This is a genomic window from Methylobacterium brachiatum (genome assembly GCF_900113845.1).
GTDB classification, from domain to species: Bacteria; Pseudomonadota; Alphaproteobacteria; order Rhizobiales; family Beijerinckiaceae; genus Methylobacterium; species Methylobacterium brachiatum.
This window is the reverse complement of the sequence record NZ_FOQW01000003.1, coordinates 414,395-428,315: the sequence shown is the minus strand read 5'-3', so window position 1 is coordinate 428,315 and position 13,921 is coordinate 414,395. Positions and strand designations below refer to the sequence as shown.

Genomic DNA, 13,921 nt, shown 5'->3' with positions numbered 1-13,921 from the left:
GTCGCGCTCCCCCCAGAGCCCGCGTGCCTTGTTGTCCCTTGAATCCTCGCAGACGTGGAGCGGTGGGCACAACAGGGTCGAAGCTCAAACTACCAGGCGAGGGTCTGCTTTTGACCCAACCCAGCCGCTCACCGCTTCAGATCCGGCGCTTGAAAGCGGATAAACGCTCGCTCAAGGCTGTCGTTTAGCGATCGTGATCGCTGGCTTGGTGGGTCGGAGACACCGGTTCGTCTGGCGCTGCGGGCTGAACGAACACGTCAGGTGCGGACGAGCCGTTGCCGCTAGATGATCCGGCGCGTTTCCTCGGCGGTCCACCGGCGCTTTCCGCAGCGCACTGAATGCGGTGTGCGCCATCCGCGCAGGTTTCACCCCGGGGAACCAAGGCGGCCCGGAACCGGTCGTGTGAGAGACGATCGTCCGACCGGAGAGACCATCATGCCCTTCATCGCGGCCCACGACGGCGCGCAGCTTTTTTTCAAGGACTGGGGACGCGGTCGGCCGGTCGTGCTCATCCACGGCTGGCCGCTCGATACCGACATGTGGGAGTTCCAGCAGCGGACGCTCACAGAGGCTGGTTTTCGCACCATCGCCTACGACCGCCGCGGATTCGGCCGCTCTGACCAGACCTGGGACGGCTACGATTACGACACCCTCGCCGACGACCTGAAATCCGTGCTCGACGCCCTCGATGTGCAGGACGTGGCGCTGGTTGGGTTCTCAATGGGCGGCGGCGAGATCGCCCGGTACATGAGCCGGCATGGCGGCGCCCGGGTCACTCGGGCCGCGCTCGTCTCGTCGGTGACGCCCTATATGCTCAAGACGGCAGACAACCCAGACGGCGTCGACCCAGCGGTGTTCGACGGCATGATCGCCGGGCTGAAGAAGGACCGCCCGAACTTCATGGCGACTTTCGCAAAGACGTTCTTCGGGGTTGGGATACTCTCATCGCCGGTCTCGTCCGACCTGATCGAATGGACCGGCACCCTCGCGATGCGCGGGTCGCCGAAGGCGACGACCGCCTGCGTGACGGCCTTCGCCGAGACCGACTTCCGCGCCGACATGGCCGCATTTCGCGTGCCGACCCTCGTGATCCACGGCGATGCCGACCGGACCGTGCCGATCGACGTGTCGGGCAAAGCCACAGCCGCCGCGATCCCCGGCGCCGAGTTCGTCGTCTATGACGGCGCGCCGCATGCCGTGCCGTTCACCCATGCCGAACGGTTGAACGCGGATCTGATCACCTTCCTGAAGGGCTGACCCGCGCTCCGCTCACCATTACCCCGCACACACAATCCGAGGTACCATGACGACGAGCCCGATCCTCCAACCCGTAACAATCGGCGATCTGCACCTCAAGAACCGCATCGTGATGGCGCCGCTGACCCGCAGCCGGTCTTCGACCGCGGGCGTACCGCCGGACTTCGCCGCCGATTATTACGGCCAGCGTGCCAGCGCCGGCCTCATTATCTCAGAGGCTACTAATATCTCGCAGCAGGCCGTGGGCTATGCCTACACGCCGGGCATCTGGTCGGACGAGCAGATCGAGGCTTGGAAGCGCATCGTCTCGACGGTCCACGCCAACGACGGCTGCATCTTCCTCCAGCTGTGGCACACCGGCCGGATATCCCATCCCGACCTGCAGCCAGGGGGCGGCCTCCCGGTCTCCGCTTCGGCGGTGAAGCCGGAGGGAACTGCCTTCACGATGGAGGGGATGAAGCCCCACGTCACCCCACGGGCGTTGGAGACCGACGAGATCCCCGGCATCGTCGAGGATTACCGGCGCGCGGCCGTGAACGCCAAGCGCGCCGGCTTCGACGGGGTCGAGGTCCACTCGGCCAACAACTACCTGCTGGAGCAGTTCGTGCGAGATTCGACCAACAAGCGAACCGATCGCTACGGTGGCTCGATCGAGAATCGTTTGCGGTTCCCGCTTGAGGTGGTCCGTGCGGTGACCGAGGCCTGGGACGGCGGAAGCCGCGTCGGCATCCGGTTGTCGCCCGCCACGACGCAGCCCGGCGAGACACCGCTCGATTCCGAGACGCATGCCACCTTCGGCGCCTATGTCGATGCGCTCAACGAGTTCGGCTTGCTCTACATTCACACGATCGAGGGCGTCACGCAGCAGACCCGTGATGTGCCGGACGGCGTCGATTTCCTCGACCTGCGGCGCCGGTTCGGGGGCGCCTATATCGGCAACAACCAGAACACCCTGGATCTCGCCGAGAAGGAACTGGCCGAGGGCCGCGCCGATCTGTTCAGCTTCGGCCGGCCCTACCTTGCCAACCCGGACCTCGTCGGGCGGCTGGCGAGCGGGGCACCGCTGGCCGAGGCACCCAAGCAATACTGGTACGGCGGCGGTGCGACCGGTTACTCCGACTGGCCGGGCATGGACGGGCCGGTACCGGTACGGCGCTGAACCGATCACGGAGATCGGCACGTCGCCGATTGTGACCGAGGCGACGGCCTGTATCGTGTGAGTGTCTTGCTGCGCGCGGGAGAGCGCTCGGCCAACCTCGGCCTTGCCGGCAGGATCGAACCGAGCGGCCGGTGTGTACCCCGGCCGGCATCGGGCGTGGGTCACCACCACCAGGGGCAAGTTGCTCGAAACCGCGCTCCGAGCCTCCGAGGGCGCCAAGTCGGTGAGTATGCGACGTGGCGCCGAGGATGCGTCCTCGGTCGCCTACAACCCGTGCCGACATGCGGGCCGGCGCGCCGCGTCGCTCCGGCACCGGGTCCCAGCGCGGCCTCACGAGGGCGGCGTGCAACGACCGGGCATGGCGCGGGTTTCCTAGCCTTCGACTGAGACGCCCCGATCCTACCGATCCGAACCCAAGGAGCACCATGTCCCGCGAGAGCAGCATCCAGGCGACCGAGAAGTTCGGAGAACTCGTCAACGGTGGCCAGTTCGACGCCTTCCCCGAGGTCGTCGCCCCGGACTGCCATGATCACGACCCGGCTCCAGGCCAGCACATGGGTCCCGAGGGATACAAGGCCTTCTTCACCGAACTCCGCACGGCGTTCCCCGACATGCAGGTCGAGGTGAAGAAGCTCGTCGCCGACGGGGACAGCGTCGCCTTCGCCTATACGCTCACCGGCACGCACCAGGGTGACTTCAACGGCCACAAGCCGACCGGGAAGGCCATCAAGGTCCGCGGCATGCAGATCGGCCGCTTCGTCGACGGCAAGATGGTCGAGCGGTGGGGCTCGTCCGACGAGCTCGGCATCCTGAAGCAGATAGGCGCCATCGAGGGTTGACGGAGGCTTCCGCGAAGGCGTCCCGGCCGCGGGACGTCCTCAAGACATGACCCGGGGCGGCCCATGGGCCGCCCCGGGTCTCAAGAGCCAATTTTCGGCTTCCCGACGCCTCAGGCGCTCCGGGCTTGGTCGGGATGGCGGCCCTCTGCGAACTCCTCAACGATCTTGGCGCAGAAGGCCGGCAGGTCCTTGGGCGTCCGGCTGGTGACAAGCCCCTTGTCGCAGACGACCTCCTCGTCGACCCAGGTGCCGCCGGCGTTCTCGATGTCCCGCCGAACGGTGGGGTAGGAGGTCAGCGTCCGGCCCTTCACGACGTCGGCCTCGATCAGGGTCCACGGCCCGTGGCAGATGACCCCGACCGGCTTGCCCGCGGCGAAGAAGTCCCGGACGAACGCCACGACATCCTTGCTCGCCCGGAGCTTGTCGGCGCCGACGCAGCCGCCGGGCACTACGAGGCCGTCGTAGTCCGCGGCCGACGCCCCCTCGATGGTCCTGTCCACCTTGTAGCGGTTGGCGGGATCGAGGTCGTTGTTGACTGTCTCGGCTTCGCCGGCCTCCAGACCGATGACCGTCACGGTCGCCCCGGCCTGCTTCACCGCCTCATGCGGCTTGGCGAACTCCGGATCCTCGGTGCCGCGCGGTGCGATCAGGATCGCGATCTTCTTGCCCTGCAAGCTCATGTCATCGTCCTTCTGGGTGTCGGAACCTAACGGAGGCACCGTCGCGCCGTTCCTCACGACGGGATGCGGTCGATGCCGGAGGTATCCCGGCCGCGACGCCGAATTCGCGGTGGCGGACGGCGCTCAGCGCCCGATAGACTCGGAGACGCGCCGGCATCACCGAACCGAGCGGCCGGTGCGCCGCGAGACTAAGCGCTGGGCGGAAAGTCATCTCCCGGGATACGAACGAGTTCCTTTGCGGCCCGAGGGAGCCCCACCGCCGAACGGTCGCCACGACGCATGCTCAAGGCGCCTTCACCTCTGGGCAGGCAGCTTGGGTCGTTCGGACGATCCGCGAATCCCCGCCTAGCGGCGGGATCGTCCGCTGCCGGGCGGGGCTTCGAGACAGCGGGACGGTCATCTGCCCTGATCAAGTGGGCATCACGGGCCTACAACATAGGGAGGTGGCGCGGTCGGGGACCCCGCGGAAACGCTGCGTCGATCCGCATGAACTCGTCTTCCGTCAGCCGCAGCGGGCCAGCGCTGGCGTTGTCGGCGGTATGCTCGGGACTGGACGCCTTGGGGATCGTGAAGGTGGACGGCCTCCGCGTGAGGAACCGGAGCGCGACATGACGGGCGGTGGCGCCGTGGTTCGCCGCGATCTCATCCAGGACGCGGCCGCCCGGTGTTCGTGGGCCAGGGAAGCTGCCATGGCCGAACGGGCTGTAGGCGACGACGGCGATGCCGTGATCCTCGCACCAGGGCTGGACGGCGTGCTCGATTGCACACTCCTCCAAGTGGTAGAGAACCTGGTTGCAGGCGATGCGCCCCTCGCCCCCGGCCTTCCAGGCGGCTTCGAGGTTGGACACATCGAAGTTGCTTACCCCCCAGGACAGGATCTTGCCCTGTTCGCGGAGCCGCTCGAAGCCGGCGAAAGTATCCTCAAGGGGATGCGAGCCAAGCCAATGCAATAGGTAACAATCCAGCCTGTCGGTGCGCAGGCGCGCCAGCGAGCGCTCGCAGGCTGCCACTGTCCCGGCAAGCGAGGCGTTGCTGGGGAGGACCTTGGAGACGAGGAACACGTCGTCGCGCCGACCGGTGATCGCCTCGCCGACCACGGTCTCGGCGTCGCCGTACATCTCGGCGGTATCGATGTGCGTCATGCCGAGGTCGAGGCCGCGGCGCAGGGCGGCGACCGCGGTGGGCCGGTGCGCGTCGTCGATATACCAGGTTCCCTGGCCGATCACCGCAACATCGCGCGGCACGGGACCAAACGGGCGCTGCTCCATGCATTTCCCTCCATCCGTGGACGGCACGTGCGCCTAAGGCGCGAACACCGCGCGCACGCAGCCGTCCGTCTTGTGATCGAACATGTCGTAGCCGCGCGGTCCGTCCTCGAGGGAGAAACGGTGGTTGGCGAGGCAGGCCGGGTTGAGCTCGCCCTTCAAGGCGTGCGTCAGCAACCGGTCCATGTAGGCTTGTGCATGTTGTTGGGCGGTGCGCACCGTCATACCGCACCGTTTGGTCGCACATTCCGTCGTCGCTGTACCCCACCTAAAGAACTGGATGCTGCGATCTTGCGCTTAGGCGTGCCTTCCAAAGCCCGCTGATGTGTCACAACATGAGGATGTCGTGGCCGCCGGCTCGATCGATGTCTGTTTCGGAGACGCACACGAGGACCATCACGTGACTGGAATGGGCGCAAAGCGGAACGGCTGGTTCTCGGATTAACGCTGTCCGATATGGCCAGCACCATGGAGAAGGCAGCGTCGATGCCGAACGCGCTGACGGACGGCACGTAGAACAGAATCGTCAGGTTGGCATACAGGGCGGTCCCGAGGGATGCGGTTTCGGCCCCGAGGAGAGGCGTGCGCCGCCCATGCCCGTTGGTGGTCAAAGCCATGATGCGGATGAGGGCGACCGCCGCGATTAGGAAGGCTGAGCGCGCGACCGCATCAATGGGAGCCCTCGTAGTCGGTCAATCACAAGCACCACCCTCGGAGCGAAGATACGATTTGGACGGCGAGGACGCCGAGGAGGCTGCGGCCCCAGCCCCGCAACCCCAGCCGTGGACGTCGATGTAGCTGGCCGTCTGGTCCTTGATGTAGTTGAGGATCGAGGGGTCGCCGCCGTCGCTACGGACGCTCGCCTTGAAGAAACCGACGCCATCCAAGGTGAATGGCTTGGGCCGGTCGAACGCGGTCAGCATGCCCTTCCGGACGGCGTCCACCGCGGCCTCGCCGGCCGCGTTCAGGGCGTCCACGACGGCGGGCCGGAACACCTTCAGCATGTGCGTGTCGACCTCGCGCTCGAATCCGGCGACGTCGATTTCGAGGCTGATCTTCAACATGAGCGGCAGCCTGCGGATGGCGTCCGCAACGGCCAACCCCCTTGGACGGTGTCACGAAACCGCTAGACACCGTCCTTGTCGGTTGCCGCGGCCGGGCGGAATCTCCCCCTGAGGAGCCCGCCATGTTCGACCGCATCGAAGCCTTCCCGAAGCCCGACGACAACTTCGCCAAGCACATCCCGCTGACACCGGCGGAGCGGAAGCGGGCGGAACGGGCTGCCCGTCGAGCGGCCGGTCTCCCGGACCCGCGCGTGGTCGACGCGGCGGTCGCAACCGCCATGGCGGAGGCCCTGCACGCGGCTGATTTCGTCGGGCACTGCGTCCGCCGGGGCAGCGTCGCGGGCATGACTGTGGACGTCGAGGACGTGATGCGGCGGGCCATCGCGCACGTGCGGGCGGCCAAGGTTCAGGACGGACAGGTCTCCCGGGCCGCGGCGCATCAGGCGGTCGCGCAGCGGCTGCGCCTCGTCTGAGGCGGATGGGGGCTTTCCAGATTCGGCGTTACACAGCCAGGAAGTAACGGGGCGCTAACCTCAGTACAAAACCCCGGCCTGCGGCGGTGTCACGGCCAGGGACAACAGTTGACTCCTACTCGACAGTGAGTCTCGGACCCCCGATCGTGAGGGCATACCCGGACGACGGAGAGCCCCATGACCAACGCCCACGGAATTGCCAGCGACCTCGACCGTGTGGGCATGGGCCTCGTCGGCGTCCTCGCTACGAGCCTCGCGGATGCCCGCGTCCGTCAGGCCGACGCCGACTTCGAGCAGGGCCTCCGGAACGCCTCGGCGGCCGGCCGCGCGATGCAGGCTGTCACCCGCCAGCGTCAGGCGCTCCAGGCCTCGGTCGACGAGGCGGCCGCCCTCCGTGCCGAGGTCGCTCGGCTCCAGCAGGCGCTCGCCGTCGCGCGCACCGAGACCGCTACCGCCAAGGCCGAGACCGCCCAGATGCACCGGCGCGCCCTCAAGGCTGAGGGCCTCGTCCTGCGGGCCGCCCGGTCGGCATAGCGTCAGCACGACGTGCGCACGTGAGAGCACGACAAAGTGTGCACGCCGCAAGGCACAAGACCCTGACGGCATGTGAGCAGACAAATAGAAAGGCCCGCCCCGGCGTCCCGGGGCGGGCCTTTCGCTGTTCCTGTGGATGTCAGATGCCGCACTTCAGTTCAAAGGCGGGGTCCTCGATCATGTCGGCGAAGGCGCGGTCTAGGGTAGCGTTGTACTCAGCGATCTCCTCGCGCTGCCGGGGCGTCACCTGAGCGGCGCTTCCCAGGATGTGCCTGTACTCTGACAGGGTCGGGCACAGCGGCAGGCCGGGGATGGTCTTGATGCCTGCCATGTGGGCGCCCGCCTGCAGCGGCCCGCCGCGCCAGATGTGCATCATCTCGCTCGTGTTCAGCGACGCCAGCCACGCGGCCTCGGCTTCGTTCAGGCCCGCGGTGCTGGGCTCCCCATCCAGCGTCGTCAGGGAGCACGCGTAGGCGTACGCGATCTTCCCCTTCGCGAGGACGGGGTCGAGCTCGACCACCTGCGCCGTCGCGGCGGCCTTCGGGGCGGTCTCGGGCTTGGGGGCCGGCGCCGGGGCGGGCGTGACGGTGTCACGGGATTCGCGTGACGGTGTCACGGGCGCGGCGGCTCGGGCGGCCACGGCGTCCATCGCGTCCTCGACCTCCAGGCCGGCGGGCGTCGGGATGCCGGAGAAGGCCTTCGCGACCCACTTCGTTCCGTCCCAGACCTTCTGGGCCAGGGCGGCCATGACGGCCATGACGAGGGCGGCGAGTTTGCTGAGCTTGCGCATGGGGATGGGGATTCCTGTTCAGGTCTACGGAGACGATTGTCGGCGGGGGAACGAAAACGAGAAGCGGGGGGACTAGGCCTCGGCGGAGCCGAACACGCGCTCCCGGAGGGCGGGCGGGACCTGTTTCCGGTGGGCCCAAACTGCTCGGAGGGCGTGGCTCGCCTCGGGCTGCCCGAGCTCCGCAAGGCTCGCTAGGACGTGGCCGGCGTGCGAGTGAGCGGCGGACCAACCTCTGTCGTTCCGCACGGTCGCCCAGTCGGAATCCATGTCGCTGAGGACGCGGCAAGCCTCGTGGACGGCGGCGCGGACCTCGGCGATGGCGGCGCGCTCGCACCATTCCGTGACGCGCTCCTCGCCCAACCTGCGGGTGATGGACCCGACGAGGAACTCGACCTCCCCGACGAGCTCCTTCGCCAGCCGGGCGTCCCGATCCGAAGGGCGGTCGCCGAGCAGGCCGGTGGCGAGCTCCCTCTTCCGCTTGTTCCAGGCCCACGCCCGCGTCTTGAGGCAGGCCCGCAGCGCGTCGATTGCCTCTGCCCGGGCGGCGCCGGTCGCGGCCCACTCGGCCTCGGCGGCGGCTAGCTTCTCGCGCTGGCGGGCGCGGTCCGCCGAATCGGCGCGGGCCTCTGCGGCGGCGCAGGCCTCATCGACCGTGTAGGGCACGGGCGCCGGGATGGCTTCCCAGCAGACCGGGGTCGAGCCGTCCCATGAGAACCCGACCTCGCGCAGGCCATCGCGGTCGGCGGCATAGGCCCGGCTGTAGCGCGTCGTGTCGCCCTCGGCGCGCCAGAGGGTGCGCGGGCCGTTGCGGGTCTGCCGCTGCCCGGCGCTGCGCCAGGCGAGGCCGAGGGCGCCGACGGGGAGCGCCACGTCGAGAGGGAGCGGGCGGTGCGCCGCCGAGGCGGCCGCAGCGGCGACGAAGCCGACCGAGACAAGGAAGAAGAGCAGCGTGAACATGGTGTCGGACCTCCTGGCAATTCGCTGATTGCCAGATTGAAGCACTCGACCAAGCACATTAAAAGAGTCCCCGAAGATTTTTTCGCTGACCTAATTCGTAATGTGCAATTTGCAAATTACGAATTACGATCCTTCGAATGTCGAAGGAATATGGCATCTTGCTTTTTAGCGGAACGTCCATAACCTCTACTCCGTTGACCGCAACGGAGACTGGGAATGGCTGCATCGCTGACAGAAGAGGAAGTCGTTGCCCGCCTCCGCGCGGCCTGCGTAGAGGCGGGCGGCCAGACGGCGTGGGCGGCCGCTCACGGCCTGAGCGTACCCTACGTGAACGACGTCGTGCGCGGCCGCCGCGGACCCGCCGCGCGAATCCTGGAGGGCCTCGGCCTGCAGCGCGAGGTCCGCTACGTGCCGCGCCAGCCGGAGACGGTCGCGCTCTATGACGCCGACGGCGTCACCCTCTTTGAGGCGGAAGCCCGCCATGGGGCCGAGGCATGAGCCGGGGCCCGAGCGAGAACTCCAGCGTTGACCTGCTGGCCTACGAGCGCCCCTCGCCTGCGAAGGCGCTGGCGATCCTCGAAGGCTACGGCATGGACGCCTGCCTGGGCAGGTGGCCCTTCCTGACGGCCAACGCCATCAGCAAAATCGTAGAGGCCGGGCGTGCCGAGCGGAACGCCAAGTCGGGGATCATCGTCCGCACCCGGCGCCGCACCACAACGCCCGAGCAGGAAGAAGCCGCCATCGCCGACGTGTTCGCCCTCGGCGCCGTCAGCCGGGCCGCGGAAAAGCACGGGGTGCCCTACACCGCGGTGCTCAAGTTCCTGCGCGAGCGCGGCATCACGGACTACCCCCGCGTCAGTGGGGTCGAGAAGATGCGGCTAGCTCGTCAGACGAAGCGCGCCCGGCAGGCGCTGGCGACGGCCGGCATCAGCGCCACCCCCACCCCCCAGGAGCAGGAACAGGAGCAGGACATGGCAGCGGCCGCACCGGTCACGGAATCCGTCACGTCGCGCTGCGGCGGCGCTCGTCGTGTCCCCGGGGACGAAACCATCCGGGCTGACTGGAAGCGTGTCGGCCACGTCGCCGACCTCGCCTCGGAGTACGGCGTCACGCCGACGGGCCTGCGGTTGCATCTGCTCCGTCTCGGGCTCGTGGAAGCCGGCGTGCGCTGGAAGCGTGGGAAGCCCGATGTCGCGGCCGCAACCGTTCCGGAGGAGCCGGCGGCCAACGTCGTGGCGCTGCCGGTCCCCGCGGTCGCCGCCGCGGCGCCATCGCCCGTCCCGGGGCGGCCGCGGACGCTGCAGGGCATCGACCGGCTGGACGTCGAGGATCTCGTCCGGGCCGTCGAGCTCGCTCGCATGGCCGACCTGTCCCCGGACGTGGCGGTGGCGTTCATCCGTGCCGACCGGGACGCGTCCGTCGTCATGCGCTCCGGGAGGGCCGCATGACCTCCCGATTCGTCGACGGGCTCTACGAGCTCGACGCCCGCGCCACCCGCGCCCGCCTGAACGCGGCCCTCGCCGCCGTCCGGGCGCACCCGGGCTACGGCGAGGGTCCCTATTCTCGGTCCCTCCAGCGCGCCGTCGCGACTGTCGAGGGCGAACTGCTCCGGGCTGCGCGAGACGCCGTCAGCCGGTTGAACGCCGCGCTGCAGGATGCCGACAGGCCGCCGGTGCCCGATGTCCTCGATGACGAGAGCATCCCCAAGCTCATCCGCGACATGATGCGCGCGGGCAGGGAGCGGGACACCGCCGGAGGACGCCCATGAGTGACGACGCCGTCCCCGACCTGCGCGGCTACGAAGACACCGACCTCGGCGTCGAGATCCCGGCACTCAACCGCGGGGAGGCCTGGCTCGTCAGCGAGTGCGCCGGGCTCCAGTTCTACGCGTACGGCCGCCGCGACGACCTGACGGGGGAGCGCATCATGCCCCGGCTCGGCGACCGCCTCCACCTCGTGCGAGACCCGGAGAACCCGCACGACGCCAACGCAGTCGGGGTCTGGTGGCGGAATGCGCATCAGATCGGGCACCTGCCACGCTACGCGGCCGCCGCCGTCGCTCCGCTGCTCGATGCCGGCGCGGCCGCCAGGGGCTACGTGTACGACGAGGGCGACGGCGAGGCTTGGTCTCTGCGCGTGCTCGTCGTCGGAGCGGCGGCCGAGCCGCTCTACGCCGCCCACATCGAGCGCGTGGCCTATCGGGCGACGCTGCCGGTGCGGAACGAGAAGCGGGAGCGGCGCCTACGTCGGCGGGCCGAACGGTTCGCGGACCAACTCCAGGCCAGGAGAGTGGCGCGCGTCGCCCAGGCGGTCGAGACGCTGCTGGCCGTCCCGTTCGAGCCTGATCTCCCGGACGTCGGCACGGAGGTAGACGTCGACCACGTAGCCCGGCTGCTGGCCTGCTCGCGGTCGACGGTCGCCCGCCTCGCGAAACGGGCCGGCATCGTGGTCGGCCGCTACACCTGGCAGGTGCCGCTGACACCCGAGTTCGACGCGGAGATCCGCGCCTGGTGCCGCGCGCCTCGGAGCAGGCTCAATCCCGGATCCGTCCGCGCCCCCCGAATTGGTTGCGAGGTCAGCCATGCCTGGGACTAGACCTCGGCAGCCGCGCCCGCCCGACACGCACGTCATCGTGGACCGGCGCACATGGAGCGTCGTGAGCCACCATCCGTCGCTCGCCGCTGCCCGGGACGCATGGCGCCGGAAGGCCTTCCCAACCAAGGGCATGGTCAAGGGTACGCTGCGCCCTTGGGCGTCCCATCACCTCATCCGAACGGTCGCCGCCGCCGCGAACCGCTCGGCCATCGAAGCCGCCAAGAGGAGCCGCGTATGACGACCGCCGCCCCGTTCACGCCCCGCCTGCCGCCGGTCGCCCGCGGGGCGTGCCGCGCTCTCCACGCGGCTCCCCCGGCGCTCCCGGAATCCCCGCCCGCGCCGCCGGCGGACGCGCCCGTCGCCGAGGTCCTCGCCGAACAGGCCGAGGCGCTCGCCAGGGCCGTTGAGGAGACCGACCCTGTGCTAATGAAGGCCGCCCGGACCGCGGCGCGGGTCCGCGCCATGGAGGAGGCCATCGTCGGCGCGAGCGAGACCCTCGCCCGCCCCCGGACGCTCACCCGCCGCGGCTACGGCCCCGAGCCGACCGCCCTCGATGAGCGCGTGCATGTAGCGGGCTGCCGGGCAGCGGGGTGCGCCGGGGCGGCCGCGCGGGTGCGCCCGTTCCTAGACATGGACCACCCCCGCGCCGTCGAGGCCCGCGACCTCCACGACAAACTCGTGGCCGCCGAGGCGGAGTGGAAGGCCAGGGCCGAACGGGAGCGCCACCCCAGCCGGGGGTGATTGAACTCGGCTGTGGACGATTAACTACTCTGTTAACCTTGGACCATCTCTCGACTCCAGCAAGATGATCTCGGTGGGCAGGGTCGTCCTCGACGGCGGCATGGGCGGCTCGATGTTGAGGATGGAGATGAAAAAGCCAGTGACACACTTCGAAAGACAACGGCGCCTGCAGCAAAGTCTCGTGTGGTCCGCGGAGAAGATGGACACTGCCCTCGCGCGGTGTGGCCAGGACGCGGTGGAGCAGGCAATCACGACCCTCCGAATGTTCCGCGAGCCGGGGATCGTCGTCGGTCTCTGGCCGGACCGGCGGTCCCCGGGCGGCTACGGTCGCACCGTCATGAAGGGGCCCGCCAACCCGTTCGCCGCGGTCCGGGTTGCAGCCATGTTCCGGGAAAGCGAGGCACATGCCGAGCTGACAAGGGAACTCTACGGCTTGCTACTTGCCGACGACAGCGAGGCAGGGGGGCGAGCATGGGACCACTTTGTCGATGTCACCCCCGCCAACGTGAAGGCGACCAAGGCTCGCCTTGGCAGTGCCTGGACAACCGCTCATCGTGCGTAAGAAGAAGGGCCCCGGCGTAACCACCGGGGCCCTCTCTCATTCAGCGTGCTCGCAGACGACCGGGTTGAGCGTCGCCCCCGTCGGGCAGTCCCCGGCGACGGTCCGCCGGTACGGCCCCCATTGCCCGCATCCACTGCAGCGGTAGCTGTCGAGCACCGCCGGGGTCGGCCAGTGACGCAGGCGACTTGGCTCCTCCAGCCGCCAGCGATTGTGCTGCTCGACGTGCGCCTCGGCGTTGGCCTTCGTGACGGCGAAGGACACCCAGCCGCACCGGATGCATGTCACGCAGTCGTCCGGGATCTCGGTCTCACCCCTCGGCATCGTCGTCCTCCCCAGCCTTACCGAGCCGCCGCTCCTCTGGAATGTCGGGCGTCGCGGCGAGGCGCTCCCGGATCTGCTCCAGGGCGACCGGGGCGTACGCCCAGCGGTCCACACCGACGTCGCAAGATTGCGAGGTGTCCGGCAGCGAGCCGTGCGTGTGCCCGAACAGATGGATCGACCCGCGCCATACGCCCGGCCACGCCCTCATCGGGTAGTGCGAGAGGATGACGCGCTGGCCCTCGATCTTGCGGCTGACGAGGTCGTGCTGCTCGTGCCAGGGTAGGTCGAGCACGCGCTTCCAGTCGTGGTTGCCTCGGACGAGGCACTTGCGTCCCCGGAGCCGGCGGAACAGCGCGGCGCACCGCTCCGGGCTCGCCCCCAGGGCGAAGTCGCCAAGGTGCCAGACCTCGTCGCGCGGGCTGACCACCGCATTCCAGGCGGCGACGAGGGCCTCATCGTGCTCCTCGATGGTGGCGAAGGGCCGGCCCGACATGGCGATGACGCCGGCGTGGCCGAAATGGGAATCCGCGATGAACCAGGTCGTCATGGGGGCAGCCTCCTGAGCAGGGGCTGCCGCGCGCGGTCACGCCCCGGGGATGGGTCTCGTCGGTGAGCGGGGGGCGCGTATTCGTTTCACGGCGGCCTCGGGGCTGGCGAGGGGGCGATGATCGGGGCTCGGACTCA

Annotated in this window: 19 protein-coding genes; 11 read left to right on the top strand and 8 right to left on the bottom strand. The window is 68.9% G+C overall.

All coding sequences use genetic code 11. The features are described from left to right. The first annotated feature begins 435 nt into the window (after positions 1-435). The 3 genes from BMZ47_RS04240 to BMZ47_RS04230 all read left to right on the top strand — a co-directional run bounded on the left by BMZ47_RS04240 (position 436) and on the right by BMZ47_RS04230 (position 3,255). Positions 436-1,257, top strand: coding sequence for an alpha/beta fold hydrolase (locus BMZ47_RS04240; protein WP_012322177.1), 822 nt, complete (start codon positions 436-438; stop codon positions 1,255-1,257). 46 nt (positions 1,258-1,303) lie between these two features. Then, the gene (locus tag BMZ47_RS04235; protein ID WP_012322178.1) at positions 1,304-2,416 is read left to right on the top strand and encodes an alkene reductase; all 1,113 of its coding nucleotides are present in this window, start codon (positions 1,304-1,306) and stop codon (positions 2,414-2,416) included. Between the two features lie 425 nt (positions 2,417-2,841). After that, complete coding sequence (locus BMZ47_RS04230; protein WP_012322179.1) at positions 2,842-3,255, top strand: ester cyclase; 414 nt, start codon at positions 2,842-2,844, stop codon at positions 3,253-3,255. Positions 3,256-3,365: 110 nt separating this feature from the next. On the opposite strand, the gene BMZ47_RS04225 is transcribed toward BMZ47_RS04230, so the two are convergent. The 4 genes from BMZ47_RS04225 to BMZ47_RS04210 all read right to left on the bottom strand — a co-directional run bounded on the left by BMZ47_RS04225 (position 3,366) and on the right by BMZ47_RS04210 (position 6,264). Continuing rightward, a complete protein-coding gene (locus tag BMZ47_RS04225; RefSeq protein ID WP_012322180.1) occupies positions 3,366-3,935 on the bottom strand; it encodes a type 1 glutamine amidotransferase domain-containing protein in 570 nt (189 codons plus the stop codon). Positions 3,936-4,363: 428 nt separating this feature from the next. After that, positions 4,364-5,203: an aldo/keto reductase gene (locus BMZ47_RS04220; protein ID WP_029358216.1), complete on the bottom strand. Its 840-nt coding sequence runs from the start codon at positions 5,201-5,203 to the stop codon at positions 4,364-4,366. Between the two features lie 33 nt (positions 5,204-5,236). Further along, positions 5,237-5,425, bottom strand: a complete 189-nt coding sequence (locus BMZ47_RS04215; RefSeq protein ID WP_081437797.1) for a molecular chaperone GroES — start codon at positions 5,423-5,425, stop codon at positions 5,237-5,239. Between the two features lie 467 nt (positions 5,426-5,892). Continuing rightward, positions 5,893-6,264, bottom strand: coding sequence for a hypothetical protein (locus tag BMZ47_RS04210; protein WP_139220926.1), 372 nt, complete (start codon positions 6,262-6,264; stop codon positions 5,893-5,895). 122 nt (positions 6,265-6,386) lie between these two features. On the opposite strand from BMZ47_RS04210, the gene BMZ47_RS04205 reads away from it, so the two are divergent. Continuing rightward, complete coding sequence (locus BMZ47_RS04205) at positions 6,387-6,737, top strand: hypothetical protein (RefSeq protein WP_029358219.1); 351 nt, start codon at positions 6,387-6,389, stop codon at positions 6,735-6,737. A gap of 177 nt (positions 6,738-6,914) precedes the next feature. Beyond that, entirely contained in the window at positions 6,915-7,271 is a 357-nt protein-coding gene (locus BMZ47_RS04200; RefSeq protein ID WP_029358221.1) for a hypothetical protein, read from the top strand. Between the two features lie 139 nt (positions 7,272-7,410). Here the strand turns inward: BMZ47_RS04200 and BMZ47_RS04195 are convergent, their stop codons facing one another. Together BMZ47_RS04195 and BMZ47_RS04190 are read right to left on the bottom strand one after the other, a co-directional pair. Then, the gene (locus BMZ47_RS04195; protein ID WP_029358223.1) at positions 7,411-8,061 is read right to left on the bottom strand and encodes a hypothetical protein; all 651 of its coding nucleotides are present in this window, start codon (positions 8,059-8,061) and stop codon (positions 7,411-7,413) included. 72 nt (positions 8,062-8,133) lie between these two features. Continuing rightward, positions 8,134-9,018 (bottom strand): hypothetical protein, encoded by an 885-nt coding sequence (locus BMZ47_RS04190; protein WP_029358225.1) that lies wholly within the window; start codon positions 9,016-9,018, stop codon positions 8,134-8,136. 216 nt (positions 9,019-9,234) lie between these two features. Between BMZ47_RS04190 and BMZ47_RS28775 the strand changes: the two genes are divergently transcribed. The 6 genes from BMZ47_RS28775 to BMZ47_RS04160 all read left to right on the top strand — a co-directional run bounded on the left by BMZ47_RS28775 (position 9,235) and on the right by BMZ47_RS04160 (position 12,916). Next, on the top strand, positions 9,235-9,516 hold the full coding sequence (locus tag BMZ47_RS28775; RefSeq protein WP_029358227.1) for a helix-turn-helix domain-containing protein: 282 nt from the start codon (positions 9,235-9,237) through the stop codon (positions 9,514-9,516). After that, entirely contained in the window at positions 9,513-10,466 is a 954-nt protein-coding gene (locus tag BMZ47_RS04180; protein ID WP_029358228.1) for a hypothetical protein, read from the top strand. Before BMZ47_RS28775 ends, BMZ47_RS04180 begins: the two co-directional genes overlap by 4 nt. Then, positions 10,463-10,786 (top strand): hypothetical protein, encoded by a 324-nt coding sequence (locus BMZ47_RS04175; protein ID WP_029358229.1) that lies wholly within the window; start codon positions 10,463-10,465, stop codon positions 10,784-10,786. The genes BMZ47_RS04180 and BMZ47_RS04175 overlap by 4 nt, the downstream gene beginning before the upstream one ends. Then, a complete protein-coding gene (locus BMZ47_RS28770) occupies positions 10,783-11,613 on the top strand; it encodes an HIRAN domain-containing protein (RefSeq protein WP_029358231.1) in 831 nt (276 codons plus the stop codon). The genes BMZ47_RS04175 and BMZ47_RS28770 overlap by 4 nt, the downstream gene beginning before the upstream one ends. 234 nt (positions 11,614-11,847) lie before the next feature. Then, positions 11,848-12,354: a hypothetical protein gene (locus BMZ47_RS04165; protein WP_029358233.1), complete on the top strand. Its 507-nt coding sequence runs from the start codon at positions 11,848-11,850 to the stop codon at positions 12,352-12,354. A 64-nt stretch (positions 12,355-12,418) separates the two neighbouring features. Further along, entirely contained in the window at positions 12,419-12,916 is a 498-nt protein-coding gene (locus tag BMZ47_RS04160) for a hypothetical protein (RefSeq protein ID WP_029358235.1), read from the top strand. Positions 12,917-12,952: 36 nt separating this feature from the next. Here BMZ47_RS04160 and BMZ47_RS04155 read toward each other — a convergent pair whose 3' ends face one another. Next, complete coding sequence (locus BMZ47_RS04155) at positions 12,953-13,237, bottom strand: hypothetical protein (RefSeq protein ID WP_029358237.1); 285 nt, start codon at positions 13,235-13,237, stop codon at positions 12,953-12,955. Beyond that, positions 13,224-13,784, bottom strand: coding sequence for a metallophosphoesterase (locus tag BMZ47_RS04150; protein ID WP_029358239.1), 561 nt, complete (start codon positions 13,782-13,784; stop codon positions 13,224-13,226). The genes BMZ47_RS04155 and BMZ47_RS04150 overlap by 14 nt, the downstream gene beginning before the upstream one ends. Between the last annotated feature and the right edge of the window lie 137 nt (positions 13,785-13,921).